The following is a 17,693-nucleotide window of genomic DNA, read 5'->3' on the forward strand; positions in this document are numbered from 1 at the left end:
CGTTCACGCGGCGGCTCCGGTACGGAAGGCGGCGGCGTACTCGCGCAGGAAGACGGCCTCCGCCAGGACGGCGGCGCGCAGTTCCGAGAGCAGCACACGTTCGTCGGGCGCGTGCAGATTGCACTGCTTGTCCTCGGCGCCGAAGATCAGCACCTCGGCTTCCGGTACGGCGCGCGCGAGGCCGTTGACCAGCGGGATGGAGCCGCCGCCCGCGGTGTGTACGGGTTCGGCGCCCCACGCCCGGCGCATCGCGGCCTCGGCGGCGCGGTAGGCGGGCCCGCCGGTACGGGCCTCGAAGCCGGCGCCCGCGTCGCCGGGTGTCACGGTCAGCGGGACGCCGAACGGACACAGCCGCTCCAGATGCCGTACGAGTGCGTCGAGCGCTTCCTTCGGGTCCTGGCGCGGGTGGCAGCGCAGGTTGAGCTTGGCACGGGCGTAGGGCACGACCGCCGAGGCGGCCTGGTCCACCGAGGGAGCGTCCAGGCCCATGACCGTGATGGCCGAGCCGCTCCAGAGGCGTTCGCCGAGGCTGCCGGAGCCGAGGAGCGGCAGTCCCGCCCGCACACCGGCCAGTTCGCGGAACTCGGCCTCGGTGGGGGACGTGCCGGTCCACGGTTCGCGGCGCAGCCCTTCGACGGCGACGTCGCCGTGCACGTCGTGCAGGGTGGCCAGGGCGTTGAGGAGGACGAGCAGCGCGTCCGGGGCGGCGCCGCCGTATTCGCCGCTGTGCACGGCCTCGTCGAGGGTGCGCACCTCGACGGTCAGTTCGGCGGCGCCGCGCAGGCCGGTGACGAGCGTGGGCGTACCGGCGCGGAGGTTGCCCGCGTCGGCGATGACCATCGCGTCGCAGGCGAAGCGCCCGGGGTCGGTGGGCGGGTAGTCGTCGAAGGGGCTGCCGTACTCCTCCTGGCCCTCGAAGACGATCTTGATGCCGACCGGGGGACGGCCGCCGTGGGCGCGCAGCGAGCCGAGGTGGACGAGGAGGTTCGCCTTGCAGTCGGCGATGCCGCGGGCCCGGATGGCGGGGCCGCCGTGCGGGTCGTCGAAGTCGGTGGGTTCGAAGGGCGGTGACGTCCACAGGCCGGGGTCGCCCGCGGGCTGGACGTCGTAGTGGCCGTACAGGAGGACGGTGGGGGCGTCCGGGGAAGGCGGCGGAACGGTGCCCGTGACGACCGGCGCGGTGCCGGGCAGGTCGAGCTGTCCGAGGTCGGTGACGCCGGCGGCGCGCAGCAGGGCGAGGAGTTCGTCGCGTGCCGCGAGGACCGGCTCGGGCGGGTGGCCGGGGAAGGCGACCGAGGGGATCGCCGCGAGCCGCTTGAGGTCGTCGCGGATGCCGGGCATCAGGCGGTCGACGGCGGCTTCCAGGTCGTCGGCGCCCTGAGGTGCGCAACGGGCGCCCGGGGATGCGGAACGCAGGTCCGGGGGGACGCCCCCGGGGGCGGGGCCGGCTTGGCGCGAGGGCTCGGTGTCCGGCGGCCGGGCGGGTGGGTGCTGGGCGTTCGGGTCCACCGCGGAACCCCTCTCCGTGGCGTCGGGCGCGCACTTGACTGACGATCAGGACGAATGAAGCGTATCGGGCAAAACGTCTGCACCCTCGGCACCCGCCGCCCCTCAGGCCGGCGGCCCGCCGAGCGTCAGCGCGGCCCGCATCGCCGCGTTCCGCAGACCCGTCAGCCGCCGCACATGCGCCATCCGGTTCATCAGCCGCGCCGTGCGCACCAGCCGTTGGGTCACGGAACGCCGTTCATGATCATACGTACGGAGGGCCGTCGTCACGTGGGGCGACACCCGCAGGGCCCGGGTCAACTCCACGGCGTCGACCAGCGCTTCACCGGCCCCGCGCCCCAGGTCGGGCGTCATGGCGTGAGCGGCGTCACCGATGAGCGCGGTGCGGCCGCGGACGTACGAGGGCAGCGGCGGATCGAGGTGATACAGGTCCAGGCGCAGCACCCCGAGCTCGTCCAGCCGCTCCAGCACGTGGCGCACACCCGCGTGCCAGTGCCCGAAGCGGGAGCGCAGCGCCTCGGCCTCGCGTCCCGGACCGCGCCGCCCCTCCGGCGCCACCGCGCAGGCGAACCAGTTGGTGCGCCCGCCCGTGGTGGGCGTGACGCCGAACCGCAGCCCCTCGCCCCAGGTCTCGACGACGGCGCCGGTGTCACCCTCGACCGTGCCGCGCCAGGACGACGCGCCGACGTAGCGGGCGCGGTACCGCGGGCCGAACAGGGCCGTGCGGGCGGCACTGTTGAGGCCGTCGGCCGCGATCACCACGTCGTACGCGCCGGCCAGCGCCCGGATGTCGTCGACCGGGTGGCCGAAGGTGACCGAACCCTCGCCGCCGGCCGCCTCGTACAGAAGGGCCAGCAGTTCGGGGCGGGAGATCAGGCGGACGACATCGCCGGTGCGCCGATGGAGGGCGGCGACATCGAGGGTGGCGATGCGTCCGCCGTCGGGGCGCAGGAAGGCGCCGGCGGTCTGCGGCCGACTCAGGTCCCGTACCCGTTCACCGAGGCCGAGGGCGTCCAGGGCGGCCAGCGCGCCGGGCCACAGCCCGAGGGCGGTGCCGGTGGCGGGCAGGCGGCGGGCGCGTTCGAAGACGTCGACCGACCAGCCGCCTTCGCGCAGGTGGAGGGCGGTGGCGAGGCCGCCGATGCCGCCGCCGACGACGGCTGCCGTGCGTGGTGTCAGCTCCATGCCCCCGCACGGTACTATGTTTATAGTGAATCGGCACTACAAACATAGTAACGAGAGGTGCGCAGGGTGGCACGACGGCGGGACCAGGTGCTGGACGCGGCGATCGGAGTACTGGGCGCCGAGGGGCCCCGGCGACTCACCTACCAGGCGGTGGACACCGCCGCGGGGGTACCGTCGGGCACCACCTCCAACTACTTCCGCAACCGCGGCGCCCTGATCGACGGCATCGTCGGCCACCTGGAGGCGCTGGAGCGCCGCGACTGGGAGGAGTTCGCCCGGCAGGCCGCCCCGGCCGACGTACCCGAACTCGCGGACGCCGTGACGCGGTTCCTCCTGTACGCGACCGGCCCCGAGCGCGCCAGGACCGCCGCCCGCTACGCCCTCTGCCTGGAAGCCTCCGCCCGGCCCGAGCTGCGGCCCGCACTCACTCGGGGGCGCGAGGCCGTCGTCGGCTGGGGCACGGAGTGGATGCGGCGCTTCGGGTCGCCGACGCCGCGGCGGCACTGCGAGATCCTCTTCGACTACCTCGACGGTGTCGCCTTCCACCAACTCTCGTTCCCGGCCGGGAGCTTCGACCCGGGGCCGGGCATCAGGGAACTGCTGGCCGGACTGCTCGGCACACCCCCGGAGCCCGCCGCGACGGCCTGACGCCGGTACGCCACGCCGCGGCCGAATTCGATGGCCACCGGCCGCGGCCTGTGGTGGAGTGGCGCCGGTGACCACACAAGACACCGAGTCAGCACGAGCCGCCGCCTACCGCGCGGCGTACGACGAGCAGATGCGCGACCGCGGGTTCGCGCCGGACACACCGGGCATCGAGCGGGTCGGCCCCGTACTGCGCAGAACCCTGCCCGCCCAGGGCGGACTGATCCTCTACCGCGACCTGGGCGGACTCGACGGGGCGGAGCTGGACGCCTTCATCGCCGCCCAGCGCGACCACTTCGCCGCCCGCGGACTGCCGGTCGAGTGGAAGTACCACGGCCACGACCTGCCCGCCGACCTGCCGGACCGGCTGGCCGCCGCCGGATTCGTGCCGGACGAGCAGGAGACGGTCGTCATCGGCGAGGCGGCGGAGATCGCCGGGCCGCCCGGCGAGGCGCCGCTCCCCGAGGGCGTACGGCTGCGCGAGGTCACCGGCCGCGCCGACTTCGACCGCATCGGGGAGCTGGCCGCGGCCGTCTGGGCCGACGACCGGAGCTGGCTGGCGCCGGCCATGGAGGAGTGGGTGGCGGGGCGGGACGGCGACCCCTGCACGGTGACCGTGGCGGAGTCGCTGGCCGGCGAGGTGGTCTCGGCGGCATGGATGCGCTTCCACCAGGGCACCGCCTTCACCTCGCTGTGGGGCGGCTCGACGCTGCCCAACTGGCGCGGCAAGGGCATCTATCGCGCCCTGGTGGCCCACCGGGCGGCGCTCGCGGTGGCGCGCGGCTTCCGGTACGTGCAGGTCGACGCGCTGGAGACCAGCCGCCCCATCCTCAACCGGCTGGGCCTGGTCAGCGCCGCCACGACCGTTCCGTACGTCTGGCGGCCGTCCGGCGACGCACCCGGAGGCGTCTGATACGCCGGGGGTTGGCGCGATCTGACCGGTGACGGCCCTGGGCGGAGTCTGATAGGAAAGCTTCCTAACGATTGGGATCCCTCACCGCACCACGGCCCTCACCCGGCCCGCTCCCCACTGGAGGACAACCATGCGTGCCCGATCCATAGGCAAGGCGATCCGCAAGCCCGCCACCGGACTCACCCTCGGCCTGGTCCTGCTCGCCGTACCGGCCACCGCCGTCGCCGGTACGGCGGTCGCCGCCACCGGCCAGGCACCCGCCACGGCCCGCGTCGCCGCCAAGGCCGCGGCGGGACTGGACGACCCGGCGAAGAAGGAGATCGCCATGCAACTGGTCTCCAGCGCCGAGAACTCCTCGCTGGACTGGAAGAAGCAGTACGCCTACATCGAGGACATCAAGGACGGCCGCGGCTACACCGCCGGCATCATCGGCTTCTGTTCCGGCACCGGCGACATGCTGGACCTGGTCGAGCTGTACACGAAGCGCAAGCCCGGCAACGTCCTGGCGAAGTACCTGCCCGCGCTGCGCAAGGTCAACGGCAGCGACTCGCACGCGGGCCTGGGGTCCGCCTTCGAGAAGGACTGGAAGAAGGCCGCCCAGGACCAGGACTTCCAGAAGGCTCAGAACGACGAGCGGGACCGGGTGTACTTCAACCCGGCCGTCAAGCAGGGCAAGGCCGACAAGATCGGCGTACTGGGCCAGTTCGCGTACTACGACGCCCTCGTCATGCACGGTGACGGCAGCGACAAGACCAGCTTCTCCAACATCCGCAAGCGGGCCATGGCCAAGGCGAAGACGCCGGCCCAGGGCGGCGACGAGAAGGCGTACCTCAACGCCTTCCTGGACGCCCGGGTGTGGGCGATGCAGCAGGAGGAGGCGCACAGCGACACCAGCCGCGTGGACACCGCGCAGCGCGTCTTCCTCAAGAAGGGCAACCTGAACCTGGACCCGCCGCTGGACTGGAAGGTGTACGGGGACTCGTACCACATCGGCTGAGCGGGGCGACGGCCCGTACCGCGCCGGGATTCCGGCACGGTACGGGCCGTCGGTGCGTCCGTGTCCGTACGGCGGCTCAGTGTGCCCCGGCCGGCCGCGCGTCCGGAGCCCCGCGCTCCGGCTGCTGCGGGATCACCTCCAACGGCGGTTCGCCGCGCCGCCTGCCGAGGTGGTTGAAGGCGAGGTTGAGCACGATGGCGACGAGGCAGCCGGTGCTGATGCCGGAGTCCAGGACGACCAGCAGGTCCTTGGGGAAGTCGTGGTAGAACCGCGGCGCCGCGATCGGGATCAGGCCGATGCCGACCGAGGCCGCCACGATCAGCGCGTTCTCCCCCTTGTCCATCGCGGCCGTGGCCAGCGTCTGGATGCCGCTGGCGGCCACCGAGCCGAACAGCACGATGCCCGCGCCGCCCAGCACCGGCAGCGGAACGAGCGAGATCACCGAGGCGGCGACCGGGCACAGGCCCAGCACGATCAGGATCAGGCCGCCGGTCGCGACGACGAACCGGCTGCGCACCTTGGTCATCGCGACCAGACCGATGTTCTGCGCGAAGGCGCTGTTGGCGAAGCCGTTGAAGAGCGGGCTGAGGGCGGTGCCGAGGGTGTCGGCCCGCAGGCCGCCCTCGATGGTGCGCTCGTCGGCGGGCCGGTCAACGATCTTGCCCAGGGCGAGCATGTCGGCGGTGGACTCGGTCATGCAGACCAGCATGACGATGCACATGGAGACGATCGCGGCGACATCGAACTGGGGCGCGCCGAAGTGGAAAGGCGCCGGGAAGCCCACGACATCCGCCTCGGTGATCGCTCCGAAGTCGGTGATGCCGACGGGTATCGCGATCAGCGTGCCGGCGACCAGGCCGAGCAGGATGGAGATCTGCTGGAGGAAGCCGCGCAGCGCCCGGCGCAGCACCAGCACGATGACGAAGGTGAGCGCCGCCATGCCGATGTTGGTCAGCGAACCGTAGTCGTGCGCCCGGGCGTTGCCGCCCTGTGACCAGTTGAAGGCGACGGGCAGCAGGGAGACACCGATCAGGGTGATGACGGTGCCGGTGACGACCGGCGGGAAGAACCGCACCAGCTTGGAGAAGTAGGGCGCGAGGAAGAAGCCGAGGGCACCGGCGACGATCACCGCGCCGAAGATGACGGGCAGCGCGTCGCCGGGGCTCTGCGCCTTGCCGATGGCGACCATCGGGGTCACCCCGGCGAACGAGACGCCGTTGACGAACGGCAGTCTGGCGCCGATCTTCCAGAAGCCGAGGGTCTGGAGCAGGGTGGCGACGCCCGCGGTGAAGAGGCTGGCGCCCATCAGGAACGCGGTCTCGGCGGGGCTCAGCCCGCAGGCCGGGCCGACGATCATCGGCGGGGCCACCACGCCCGCGTACATGGCGGCCACGTGCTGCAGGCCGCTGGTGAACATCTTGAAGGGCGGGAGGGTCTCGTCGACCGGGTGCTTCCGGTCGCCCTGCGCCGTCCGCCCTGGGGTTGCGGCCACTGCGGGCCTCCTTCGATTTCTGCGCCGCGAGGGGGGCGGCGGCGCGAGCCTGTCACGGAGGGCGTGCGTCAGTGCGGTGGTGCAGCGGTCCGCGCTTGTGGCGCGTCAAAGTGTGTGACGGGTCGTCACATGTGCGCATGGAAAGCTGGGTTGCCGGGGCATGAGGTACGGCGGTACCGGGCCGGGGGCACGGAGAGAGGTCTCCGTGCCCCCGGGTTCCGGCGCTTGTGGATCCCGCTCGGATCCACAAGCTCCCGGCCGGGGCCGTCCCCCCGGCCGAGTTCTCGGGCCGCCGGGCGGGGGCTCAGCCCTCGGCGGCGATACGGGCCAGGCGCCGGGCCTCGGCCCGCGCGGTACGCGCGACGGTCTCCTCGTCGACGTTGGTCAGCCGGCCGCCCTCGACCACCGGCGCGCCGTCGACCAGCGACAGCGTGACGGGCGCGGCGGCGCCGAAGACCAGCGCGGTCACCGGGTCGGCGATGGTGGAGTGGGCCAGGCCGTCCAGCTTCCACAGCACCAGGTCGGCCAGCTTGCCGGCCTCCAGGGAGCCGATCTCGGCCGTCCGGCCCAGGACCTGGGCGCCGCCGTAGGTACCCAGGCGCAGTGCCTTGCGGGCGTCGAGGGCCGCCTCCTTGTGCGCGCCGAGGCGATTGATCAGCAGCGCGGTACGCAGTTCGGTGTGGAGTTCGCCGCTCTCGTTGGAGGCGGTGCCGTCCACGCCGAGGCCGACCGGTACGCCCGCCGCGAGCATGTCGGGGACGCGGGCGATGCCGGCGGCGAGCCGCGCGTTGGAGGACGGGCAGTGCGCCACGCCGGTCCTCGTCCGGGCGAAGGCGGCGATGTCGGAGTCGTTCATGTGGACGCAGTGCGCCATCCACACGTCCTCGCCGAGCCAGCCGGTGGACTCGAAGTAGTCGGTCGGGCCCATGCCGAACAGCTCGTGGCAGAACTTCTCCTCCTCGACCGTCTCCGAGCCGTGGGTGTGCAGCCGCACACCCTTGCGCCGGGCCAGTTCGGCGCCCTGCCGCAGAAGTTCGGTGGATATCGAGAACGGGGAGCAGGGGGCCACGGCGATGTGCACCATCGAGCCGAAGGAGGCGTCGTGGTGGGTGTCGATGGCCTCTTCGGTGGCTTTCAGCGCGCCCTCGGTGGTCTCCACGGCGAAGTCCGGCGGCAGTCCGCCGTCCTTGACGCCGCGGTCCATGGAGCCACGGGCCAGGGTGATGCGGGCGCCGATCTCCCGGGCGGCGGCCAGTTCGGCGCCGACCAGGTCGCCGGAGCCCCGCGGGAAGACGTAGTGGTGGTCGGAGGCGGTGGTGACACCGCCCTTGACCATCATGCCCAGCGAGCCCTGGGTGGCGGCCGCGAGCATCGGCGCGTCGATGCGGGCCCAGGTCGGGTAGAGGGCCACCAGCCAGTTGAAGAGGTTGTGGTCGGTGGCCATGCCCCGGGTCATCCACTGGTAGAAGTGGTGGTGGGTGTTGACCAGGCCGGGGGTGACGAGGTGGCCGGTGCCGTCGATACGGCGGACGACGTTCGCCAGGCCCTCGGGGGCCGGTCCCGCGCCCACCGACTCGATGAGGTTGCCGGCGACGACGACATGGCCCGAGGCGTACTCGGTGTCGTCGGCGTCGACGGTCGCGATGGCGCAGTTCTCGATGACGACGCGCCGCGTCACCGCGCTGTCAGGGGATGCCGGTGCTGCCATGGTGGTTCTCCTAGAAAATGCGGCATGGGTTTCCCCCCTGCTCGTCGGGAGCCTGAGGGAGGGCACGGCATGGCCCTACGGGATTTGAGTGCCGGAACCGGGCGAAGCGGCTGACAGGACCGCTGCCCCCTTGGTGCTCCGGGTGCCGAGATGGTGGAAGAACAGGTTGAGCAGGACCGCGACGAGCGCGCCGGCGCTGATGCCGGAGCCGAGCACGGTCTGCGCCCAGGCGGGGAAGTCCTCGTAGAACGTCGGGGCGGCGAGCGGGATGATGCCCGCGCCCAGCGAGACGGCCACCAGGATGATGTTGGAGCTGTCGTCGAGGCCGGCTTCGGCGAGCGTACGGATGCCGCTGACCGCGATCGAGCCGAACAGCACGAGGCCGGCGCCGCCGAGGACGGGCATCGGCACGAGGTTGACGACCGCGCCGAGGACAGGGAAGGCGCCGAGGACGAGCAGGGTGGCTCCGGCGACGGCGACGACGTAGCGGCTGCGTACCCGGGTCAGCGAGACGACACCGACGTTCTGCGCGAAGGCGCTGGTGGGGAAGCCGCCGAAGACCGGTCCGACGAGGGTGGCGATGCCGTCGGTGCGCAGGCCGCGGGTGATGGTCTGCCCGGTCGTACGCCGTTCGCAGATCTCGCCGAGGGCGAGCATCCCGGCCGCGGACTCGGTCATCAGGACCAGCATCACGATGCACAGGGACAGCACGGCGGCGGGCTGGAACTCCGGTGCGCCGAAGGCGAAGGGCGTGGGCAGCGCGACGACGGGCGCCTCGCCCAGCGCGTCGAAGCCGGCCATGCCGAACGGGACGGCGGCGAGAGTACCGGCGACCAGGCCCAGCAGCAGGGCGATCTGCTTGACGAAGCCGCGGGTGAAGCGCTGGATCAGCAGGATGACCACGAGGGTGAAGGCGGCCAGCGCCAGGTACTTCATGGCGCCGAAGTCGGCGGCCTCCTTGTCGCCGCCCTGGGCCCAGCCGACCGGTACGGGCATCAGGGTGACGCCGATGAGCGTGATGACGACGCCGGTGACCAGCGGTGGGAAGTAGCGCAGCAGTCTGCCGAAGAACGGGCCGACGGCGAGGCAGAAGGCGCCGGCGACCATCACCGCCCCGTAGATGGCGGGCAGTTGGTGGCCTTTGGCGGTGGTCTCGGCGATGGCGAGCATCGGGGTGATGCCGGCCGAGGAGGCGGCGTTGACGAACGGCAGGCGGTTGCCGGCGAACCGGCCGGCGCCGAGGGTCTGCAGGAGGGTCGCGAGACCGGCGATCAGCAGGCTGGCGGCGATCAGCCGGGTGCGTCCCGCGGTGTCCAGGCCGGTGGCCTGGCCGATGATGAGCGGAGGGGTGACGACGCCGGCGTACATGGCGGCGATGTGCTGCAGAGCGGCGGGGACGAGCCGCTTGGGAGCCGGCTTCTCGTCCACCGGGTGGACCGGTGGGACGGGGTGGTGCTCAACGTGCGGTGGTGGTGCGGCCATGTTTCGCGTTCCCCTCAGGAGGCGCGGGCCCCTCCCCGCTGCGGGACGGGGAGGGACGGCGAGGCACGGCGCTGCGTCGGTAGCCGTCAGAGGTTGGTCAGATCCATCGGGATCTCGGCTTCGACACCGTCGCGCAGGACAGTGGCTTCTATCAGACCGTACGGGCGGTCCGCCGCGTAGTAGACGGCGCTGTCGGTGGTGTCGTTCTTCAGGCCGAAGGGCTCCAGGTCCACCAGGAAGTGGTGCTTGTTCGGCAGCGAGAACCGCACCTCGTCGATCTCCGCGCGGTGGGTGATGATCCGCGAGCCCATCTGGTACAGGGTCTGCTGGAGCGAGAGGCTGTAGGTCTCCGCGAAGGCGTCCAGCAGGTGCTTCCTGACCTGGGCGTAGGAGCGTTCCCAGTTCGGCATCCGCTGGTCGTCGTCGGTCCAGTTGAACCGCCAGCGGCCGGAGACCTCGGTGGCCAGGATGCGGTCGTACGCCTCCTTGAGCGTCGTGTACCGGTCCTTGATGTAGCCCCAGAACTCGGAGTTGGTGGAGTTCATCACCACCAGGTCCTTCAGGCCGGAGATCACCTGCCACCGCTCACCGTCGTAGGTGATCTGGGTCAGCCGGGTCTCCTGGCCCTTGCGGACGAAGGAGTGCCTGACCTCGTCGGCGCCGATGAACTTGGCGTTGGCCTCGGAGGTCTCGATGCGCTCCCAGGCGTACTCCTCGATGCGGATACGGGCCCGGTGGATCGGTTCCTGGCTGGTGACGAAGTGCCGGGCCAGGTGGATGCCGAACTGCTCGGCCGACTCGATGCCGTGTTCCTTGGCGAAGGCGTACACGGTGTTCTTCGTCGTGTCGGTGGGCAGGCAGTGGGCGTTGGAGCCGGAGAGGTGCACCTCTTCGAGGTCGCCGGAGAGCGCGACCGAGACGTTGAGGTCCTTGATGTGGTGGGTGTCGCCGTCCCGGGTGATACGGACGACGCGGTTCTCCGCCTTGCCGTACTGGTTCTGGCCGAGCATCGCCGGGCGGGCGGGACGGGGGGTGTGGACCATCGGTGCTAGCTCCCTCGGTATACGGAGTAGCCGAACGGGTTGAGCAGCAGCGGTACGTGATAGTGCTCACCCGGCTGGACGGCGAAGGTGATCGCCACCTCCGGGAAGAAGGCTCCGCTGTCCCTTACGCGGGGGGCGTCCTGCTGTTCCTCGGCTTGCTGGTCGGCCGTTGCGGCCTTGCTGGCGAGGTACGCCTCGGTGTCGAAGTCGAGGCGTACGTGGGTGGTGCCCTGCGGCAGCGCCGGCAGGTCCTTGCAGCGTCCGTCCGCGTCGGTCTTGGAGGTGCCGTGCTCCTTCCAGACCCCGCCGGGTCCGGAGCGCGCCGAGAGCGTGAGGGCGATGCCTTCCACGGGGCGGCCCACGCTGGTGTCCAGGATGTGCGTGGACACCGAGGGGTCGTGCCGGGCCGTCTCGCTGCTCATGGTCGCGCTCCTTCTGCGGCGTCTGCCGGGTCAGCCGCGTCCTCGACGAGGCGGCCCAGCCGGATGCGATTGATCTTGCCCAGTTCGGTACGGACGATCTCGCGTTCTTGTTCCGGCGTGTTGTCCAACCGGTTACGGGCGGCGTCCCGCATCTGCTCACCGGTCCGTCCGGTGGCGCAGATCAGGAAGACGTGCCCGAACTTCTCCTGATACGCGAGGTTCAGTTCGAGCATCTCCGCCTTGAGGTCGTCCCCGGCCGCCGACATTCCCCGCTGTTCGCGGGAGGACGTGGCGTCGCCCGGTGCGGGCCGGCCGATGGGTGGGTGTCCGGCCATCGCCTCGGCCAGGTCCGCCGCGGTCAGCTCGGCCATGGCGGCGTCGCTGGCGGCGAACAGGGCGTCGGTGCTGGGGTACGGGCGCCGGTCGAGAAGTCTGCTCCCCCACGCTTCGCTGGCGCACGCCTCGCGCAGTGCGGCACGGGCCGTACGCTCGGCTGCGGCGTTGAACCGGGCGAGACCCGGCGTCGGATTCGAAGACACGGGAAGCCTCCGTGGCCTGGTGCGGTACGGGCTCTGCTTGGCTGGAAACAGCTAAGACCTCCGGCAACATCACGTCAACACTTTGTTGAAAACTCGGCAACAAGAAAGCCGCCGTCCGGTTCACCCGGACGGCGGCATGTGCGCAAGTGCCCAACTGGCACCATTTCTGGGTCAGTCGGCACCCTTCGCCGCGTTGTCCCTGTTCAGGTAGTTGTAGACGGTGAAGCGGCTGACGCCGAGCGCACCGGCGACCGTCTCGACCCCGTGGCGTACGGAGAACGCGCCCCGCGCCTCCAGGATGCGCACCACCGACTGCTTGGTGCGGCGGTCCAGATCGCTGAGCGGCACCCCGTGCCGGCGCTCCAGCTCGGCGAGGAGGTGGTCCAGCGACTCGGCCAGGTGCGGCAGCCGTACCGCGACCCGGTCCCGCCCCTCCCAGGCCAGGACGACATCGTCACCCCGCGCCTGCTCCGGCGCGACCATCTCCGCGCCCATGGCGTCCACCAGCGGCTTCACCGCCCGGACGAACGGGTGGTCGGCAGGCTCGGTCACGTGGCGTCCTCCCCGGCCGGCGCGATCACGTTGACCTGGAGGGAGACGCGGGTGGCGCCGGCCTCCAGGGACTTGCGCAGCAGCGCGTCCACCGCGGAGAGCACCTTCTCCTCCTCCCCCTCGGCGGTGTTGCCGAACGGGCCGACGTCGACGGCGTCCAGCCCGGCGCCCGTGATGATGTCGCGCCCCACGACCGCGTGGGCGGGCGCTTCGTCCAGGTCGAACGGTTCCGTCGTGAATTCCACTCGCAATCGCACCATGCCCCCAAACTAGCGCCGCCGGACGGCGCCCCGTCCAGGCCCCCGGAACTCCCCGCGCACAGGAGGGCGGCGAACCGCCGCCGTGCCCCGCCGCTCGCGCGACCCCCTTGACAGGTCGCGAGATCCGCAGGCAATGTTCCAATCAGCAGAAAGAAAGTTCCGCAATACGGAAGGGCGCTCTTCCCTCATGGGCTTCTCGGACGCGCGTTTCAACGTCAATCTGTCGATCCTGTTCACCGAGCTGCCGCTGCTGGAACGCCCGGCGGCCGCCGCGGCCGCCGGATTCGGCGCGGTGGAGCTGTGGTGGCCGTGGGTGGACGCCCCGGTGCCCGAGCAGCGGGAGCTGGACGCGCTGCGCGACGCCCTGTGCGACGCGGGCACCCGGCTGGTCGGGCTGAACTTCTACGCCGGGCAGTTGCCCGGTCCCGACCGCGGCGCCCTGTCCGTCCCCGGGGAGGAGTCCGAGCGTTTCCGGGCCAACGTGGAGGTGGCCGCGGACTTCGCGCAGTCGCTGGGCTGCACCGCGCTCAACGCCCTGTACGGCAACCGCGTCGAGGGCGCGGACCCGGCCGTCCAGGACGCCCTGGCCCTGGAGAACCTGACACTGGCCGCCCGAGCCGCGCACCGGGTGGGCGCCACGCTGCTGATCGAGGCGCTGAACGCGCCGGAGTCGCCCGACTGCCCGATCGTCTCGGCGCCCAAGGCGATCGAGGTCGTCGACGCGGTCAACGCGGCCACCGGCCTGGACAACGCCCGGTTCCTGATGGACCTGTACCACCTGTCGATGAACGGCGAGGACCTGGAGGAGGTCATCGACCGCCACACCGGCAGGACCGGCCACGTCCAGATCGCCGACAACCCCGGCCGCGGCGCCCCCGGCACCGGCACCCTCCCCTTCGAAGACCTCCTCGACCGGCTGCGCAAGAACGGCTACGACGGCTGGATCGGCCTGGAGTACAAGCCGGGTGACACCCCCAGCGCCGGCGCGTTCGCCTGGCTGCCCCGCCCGCTGCGCGCCGCCGCCCACTGAATCCCGTTTCGCGAAAGGCACCCCGTACATGAGCACTCTTCCGAAGATCGCCTGGATCGGGCTGGGCATCATGGGCGCGCCCATGGCCGAAAACCTGATCAAGGCCGGCTACCCGGTCACCGGCCACACCCTCGAACAGGACAAGCTCGACCGGCTCGCCGCCGCCGGCGGCACTCCCGCCGCCTCGATCGCCGAGGCGGTCCGGGAAGCGGACGTCATCATCACCATGGTGCCCGCCTCCCCGCAGGTCGAGGCCATCGCCTACGGCCCCGACGGCATCCTGGACAACGCCCGGCGCGGGGCGCTGCTGATCGACATGTCCTCGATCACCCCGCAGACCTCCGTCGACCTGGCCGCCGCCGCGGCCGGCAAGGGGATCAGGGTGCTGGACGCCCCGGTCTCCGGCGGTGAGGCCGGCGCCGTCGAGGCCGTCCTGTCCATCATGGTCGGCGGGGCCCAGGAGGACTTCGACGCCGCGTACCCGGTCTTCGAGGCGCTCGGCAAGACCATCGTGCGCTGCGGTCCGCACGGCGCCGGGCAGACCGTCAAGGCCGCCAACCAGCTCATCGTCGCGGTCAACATCCAGGCCTGCGCCGAAGCCGTCGTCTTCCTGGAGAAGTCCGGCGTCGACCTGGCCGCCGCCCTCGACGTCCTCAACGGCGGGCTGGCCGGCTCGACCGTACTGACCCGCAAGAAGGACAATTTCCTGAGCCGCGAGTTCGCGCCCGGCTTCCGTATCGACCTGCACCACAAGGACATGGGCATCGTCACCGACGCCGCCCGCACCGTCGGAGCCGCGCTGCCCGTCGGCGGCGTCGTCGCCGGCCTGGTCGCCGCCCTGCGCGCCCAGGGCGACGGCGGCCTCGACCACTCCGCCCTCCTGCGCGGCGTCGAGCGCCTCTCCGGCCACACCAGCGGCTGACACCGTGCCCGTCCACGTCTTCGGCTCCCCCGGCGCCACCGCCCTGCCGTGGTACGGGGCGCTGGAACGGGCCCACGGCTCCCGCCACCTGATGGCGCAGCATGAGGTGGACGCGGTGCACATGGCGGACGGCTGGGCCCGTACGAGCGGGCGGACCGGTGTCGTCGTCGCGGCCCCGGAGGAGCCGGAGCGGACCGGCGTCAGGTCCGGCGCGGGCCTCGACGGCCTGCTCGCCGGGCTGCGCACGGCCCACGCGGACGCGGTTCCGCTGGTCTGCGTGACCGGCCGGACCGCACCGCCCGGCGGGGGCGGCGCAGCCGTACCGGCCGCGGCCCTCGTCCGGTCGGCCCGGCCGGTGGCCAAGGCCGCCGTACAGGTCGAGGACCCGGCCCGGGTGCCGCAGGCTCTCCGCGCGGCCTTCCGGACGGCGCGGGCGGGCCGCCCCGGGCCCGTACTGATCGACCTGCCGTACGCGACGGCCGCCCACGACATCCCGCTCGACGCGGTGGACGAGCAGCACGGCAGGCCGGCCGACGACCGCCGCACGCGCCGGGCGTCGCTCCGCACCCGCCGGTACGTGGTGTGCGGGTGGGGCGGGCCGCCCGGCCGGCAGGTATCGGCCGCGGTCGGTGTACGGGTGGCGTTGGACGCGTCGGGCCACCGGGGCACCACAGTCGTCGCGCTGGTCCGCGCCGACCAACTGCCTTATGCGGCAGGTAGTTTGGGGGTGGCGGCGAGGTACGAAGTACCGTTCGTACTGGCCGCGTTCGACCCCGGCGGCCGGGGCGGCGGACGGGCACGGGAGCTGATGCGGGCCCACGGCTGCTCGGGGCACCGGGTGGACGGCCGCGGCGGCCTGCGGTCCGCGATCACCTGGGCCCGCAAAGAGTGCGTGACAACCGCGCGCCCGGTCCTGCTGCTGATCGCCGCGCACACCCCGGCCGGAGTACGTGCCACCGCACGTACGCAGGCGCTCGTCGCGCGCGTCCCGCACCCGCGCTCCCCGCACGAGGCGTGAGCCTCCCCGAGACTTCCCGGCGGCGGCGCCGACACCTGTCCTGTCGCGCCCAGGCGCCGCCGCCGGGAACACCCCGAGCGCGCCCGTGAGCCGCTCCCGCACCCCCTCCGAGCACCGCCCGGCAACTTTTCAACAAAGTGTTGACGGAGGTGGGGGTGCTCCTTACGCTCCCACATGCGGAAGCCGACTTCCGCGCTCTCGTACGGAAGGTCACCATGCCGAAGCCCACGACGACGCGCCGTCTCACCACGGAAGCCGGCGCTCCGATCGCCGACAACCAGAACTCCGCCACCGCCGGCGTCGGCGGCCCGCTGCTCCTCCAGGACCAGCACCTCCTGGAGAAGCTCGCCCGCTTCAACCGCGAGCGCATCCCGGAGCGCGTCGTGCACGCCCGCGGCTCCGGCGCGTACGGGTACTTCGAAGTGACCGACGACGTCACCGGGTTCACCCGCGCCGACTTCCTGGGCGCGGTCGGCCGGCGCACCGAGCTGTTCATCCGCTTCTCGACCGTCGCCGACAACCTCGGCGGCCCGGACGCCGCCCGCGACCCGCGCGGCTTCGCGGTCAAGTTCTACACCGAGGAGGGCAATTACGACCTCGTCGGCAACAACACCCCGGTCTTCTTCATCAAGGACCCGCTGAAGTTCCCGGACTTCATCCACTCGCAGAAGCGCGACCCGTTCACCGGAAAGCAGGAGCCGGACAACGTCTGGGACTTCTGGGCCCACTCCCCCGAGGCCACCCACCAGATCACCTGGCTGATGGGCGACCGCGGCATCCCGGCCTCCTACCGGCACATGAACGGCTACGGCTCGCACACCTACCAGTGGACGAACGCCGCCGGTGCGGCCTTCTTCGTCAAGTACCACTTCAAGACCAACCAGGGCATCCGCTGCCTGGACGCCGCCCAGGGCGCCGAGCTGTCCGGCAAGGACCCCAACAGCCACCAGACCGATCTGCTCCAGTCCATCGAGCGCGGTGTGTACCCGTCCTGGACGCTGTACGTGCAGATCATGCCGGCGGCCGAGGCGGCGGACTACCGCTTCAACCCGTTCGACCTGACCAAGGTGTGGCCGCACGCCGACTACCCGCTCCAGCGGGTCGGCCGCCTCGTCCTGGACCGCAACCCCGACAACGTCTTCGCCGAGGTCGAGCAGTCCGCGTTCTCGCCCAACAACTTCGTGCCCGGCATCGGCCCGTCCCCGGACAAGATGCTCCAGGGCCGGCTCTTCGCCTACGCCGACGCGCACCGCTACCGCCTGGGCGTCAACCACACCCAACTGCCGGTCAACGCGCCGAAGGCGACCGTGGCGGACAATTACGGCCGGGACGGTCTGATGGCGTCCAACGCCTACGACCGGCATGCCAAGAACTACGAGCCCAACTCCTACTCCGGTCCCGCGCAGTCGGACCAGCCGCTGTCCGCGCCGCTCGCGCTGACCGGCCACACCGGCACCCACGCGGCCCCGGCGCACGCCAAGGACGACGACTTCTTCCAGGCCGGCGAGTTGTACCGGCTGATGTCGGAGGACGAGAAGAACCGCCTGGTGGCGAACATCGCCGGGGGCCTGGCGCAGGTCTCCCGGGACGACGTGGTCGAGAAGAACCTCGCCCACTTCCACGCGGCCGACCCGGAGTACGGCAAGCGCGTCGAGGCCGCGCTGCACGAGCTGCGCGAGGACTGATCCCGGATCGGCGCGAGGGGCCCGACGGGAGGTCCGGCCCCTCGCGCGTCCGTACCGGCCGGTCCGCTGAGGGGTGGCCGGCCGGTACGGTACGGCGGCGCGGGGCTCCGCGGCGTACGGTCAGGGAGCCGACGGCCCGCGCGGCCCGGTTCCCCGGGAGACACCGGTGCGGTGGTCGTGCCCGTCCGAAGGAAGGACGGTCCGTCTCCCCGACAGCGCCGCGGAGCCCGCGTCGCGCTGCTTCTCTCTCCCTCCCCCGAAGCTCCGCCCGGCGGTGCGATTGTCCTGTCGCGC

The 17,693-nt window shown here is 71.9% G+C and carries 17 protein-coding genes; 7 read left to right on the forward strand and 10 right to left on the reverse strand.

The window, feature by feature from the left end:
• Positions 1 to 3 precede the first annotated feature (3 nt).
• Complete coding sequence (locus ACZ4QV_RS30855; RefSeq protein ID WP_361615346.1) at positions 4 to 1,416, reverse strand: M20/M25/M40 family metallo-hydrolase; 1,413 nt, start codon at positions 1,414 to 1,416, stop codon at positions 4 to 6.
• 195 nt (positions 1,417 to 1,611) lie between these two features.
• Positions 1,612 to 2,691 carry an FAD-dependent oxidoreductase gene (locus ACZ4QV_RS30860; RefSeq protein WP_467763690.1) on the reverse strand — a complete coding sequence of 360 codons (1,080 nt, stop codon included), beginning with the start codon at positions 2,689 to 2,691 and terminating at the stop codon, positions 1,612 to 1,614.
• A gap of 66 nt (positions 2,692 to 2,757) precedes the next feature.
• Between ACZ4QV_RS30860 and ACZ4QV_RS30865 the strand changes: the two genes are divergently transcribed.
• The 3 genes from ACZ4QV_RS30865 (at position 2,758) to ACZ4QV_RS30875 (ending at position 5,246) form a co-directional block, all read left to right on the forward strand.
• Positions 2,758 to 3,339 carry a TetR/AcrR family transcriptional regulator gene (locus ACZ4QV_RS30865; protein WP_361151822.1) on the forward strand — a complete coding sequence of 194 codons (582 nt, stop codon included), beginning with the start codon at positions 2,758 to 2,760 and terminating at the stop codon, positions 3,337 to 3,339.
• A 67-nt stretch (positions 3,340 to 3,406) separates the two neighbouring features.
• Complete coding sequence (locus tag ACZ4QV_RS30870; protein ID WP_361151819.1) at positions 3,407 to 4,249, forward strand: GNAT family N-acetyltransferase; 843 nt, start codon at positions 3,407 to 3,409, stop codon at positions 4,247 to 4,249.
• A 130-nt stretch (positions 4,250 to 4,379) separates the two neighbouring features.
• Positions 4,380 to 5,246 (forward strand): chitosanase, encoded by an 867-nt coding sequence (locus ACZ4QV_RS30875; protein ID WP_361151816.1) that lies wholly within the window; start codon positions 4,380 to 4,382, stop codon positions 5,244 to 5,246.
• Positions 5,247 to 5,322: 76 nt separating this feature from the next.
• Here ACZ4QV_RS30875 and ACZ4QV_RS30880 read toward each other — a convergent pair whose 3' ends face one another.
• From ACZ4QV_RS30880 to ACZ4QV_RS30915, 8 genes are all read right to left on the reverse strand, one after another.
• Positions 5,323 to 6,738, reverse strand: a complete 1,416-nt coding sequence (locus ACZ4QV_RS30880; protein ID WP_361583484.1) for a nucleobase:cation symporter-2 family protein — start codon at positions 6,736 to 6,738, stop codon at positions 5,323 to 5,325.
• A 304-nt stretch (positions 6,739 to 7,042) separates the two neighbouring features.
• Positions 7,043 to 8,446, reverse strand: a complete 1,404-nt coding sequence (locus tag ACZ4QV_RS30885) for an 8-oxoguanine deaminase (protein WP_361637254.1) — start codon at positions 8,444 to 8,446, stop codon at positions 7,043 to 7,045.
• Between the two features lie 75 nt (positions 8,447 to 8,521).
• A complete protein-coding gene (locus tag ACZ4QV_RS30890; RefSeq protein WP_361151808.1) occupies positions 8,522 to 9,928 on the reverse strand; it encodes a nucleobase:cation symporter-2 family protein in 1,407 nt (468 codons plus the stop codon).
• A gap of 86 nt (positions 9,929 to 10,014) precedes the next feature.
• Positions 10,015 to 10,971, reverse strand: coding sequence for a factor-independent urate hydroxylase (pucL, locus tag ACZ4QV_RS30895; RefSeq protein ID WP_361583477.1), 957 nt, complete (start codon positions 10,969 to 10,971; stop codon positions 10,015 to 10,017).
• A gap of 5 nt (positions 10,972 to 10,976) precedes the next feature.
• Positions 10,977 to 11,393, reverse strand: coding sequence for a hydroxyisourate hydrolase (uraH, locus tag ACZ4QV_RS30900; protein ID WP_361151802.1), 417 nt, complete (start codon positions 11,391 to 11,393; stop codon positions 10,977 to 10,979).
• Complete coding sequence (uraD, locus tag ACZ4QV_RS30905; protein WP_361151800.1) at positions 11,390 to 11,932, reverse strand: 2-oxo-4-hydroxy-4-carboxy-5-ureidoimidazoline decarboxylase; 543 nt, start codon at positions 11,930 to 11,932, stop codon at positions 11,390 to 11,392. Before uraD ends, uraH begins: the two co-directional genes overlap by 4 nt.
• A 171-nt stretch (positions 11,933 to 12,103) precedes the next feature.
• Positions 12,104 to 12,484: a helix-turn-helix domain-containing protein gene (locus tag ACZ4QV_RS30910; protein ID WP_361151797.1), complete on the reverse strand. Its 381-nt coding sequence runs from the start codon at positions 12,482 to 12,484 to the stop codon at positions 12,104 to 12,106.
• Positions 12,481 to 12,744 carry a YkoF family thiamine-binding protein gene (locus ACZ4QV_RS30915; RefSeq protein WP_361151794.1) on the reverse strand — a complete coding sequence of 88 codons (264 nt, stop codon included), beginning with the start codon at positions 12,742 to 12,744 and terminating at the stop codon, positions 12,481 to 12,483. Before ACZ4QV_RS30915 ends, ACZ4QV_RS30910 begins: the two co-directional genes overlap by 4 nt.
• Positions 12,745 to 12,931: 187 nt before the next feature.
• Between ACZ4QV_RS30915 and ACZ4QV_RS30920 the strand changes: the two genes are divergently transcribed.
• From ACZ4QV_RS30920 to ACZ4QV_RS30935, 4 genes are all read left to right on the forward strand, one after another.
• A complete protein-coding gene (locus tag ACZ4QV_RS30920; RefSeq protein ID WP_361151792.1) occupies positions 12,932 to 13,774 on the forward strand; it encodes a TIM barrel protein in 843 nt (280 codons plus the stop codon).
• A gap of 28 nt (positions 13,775 to 13,802) precedes the next feature.
• Entirely contained in the window at positions 13,803 to 14,696 is an 894-nt protein-coding gene (locus ACZ4QV_RS30925; RefSeq protein ID WP_361151789.1) for a 2-hydroxy-3-oxopropionate reductase, read from the forward strand.
• Between the two features lie 4 nt (positions 14,697 to 14,700).
• Entirely contained in the window at positions 14,701 to 15,714 is a 1,014-nt protein-coding gene (locus ACZ4QV_RS30930) for a thiamine pyrophosphate-binding protein (RefSeq protein WP_361583470.1), read from the forward strand.
• A 215-nt stretch (positions 15,715 to 15,929) separates the two neighbouring features.
• Positions 15,930 to 17,399 (forward strand): catalase, encoded by a 1,470-nt coding sequence (locus tag ACZ4QV_RS30935; protein ID WP_361151783.1) that lies wholly within the window; start codon positions 15,930 to 15,932, stop codon positions 17,397 to 17,399.
• Positions 17,400 to 17,693: the final 294 nt, after the last annotated feature.

Source organism: Streptomyces sp. NPDC026394 (assembly GCF_055567735.1).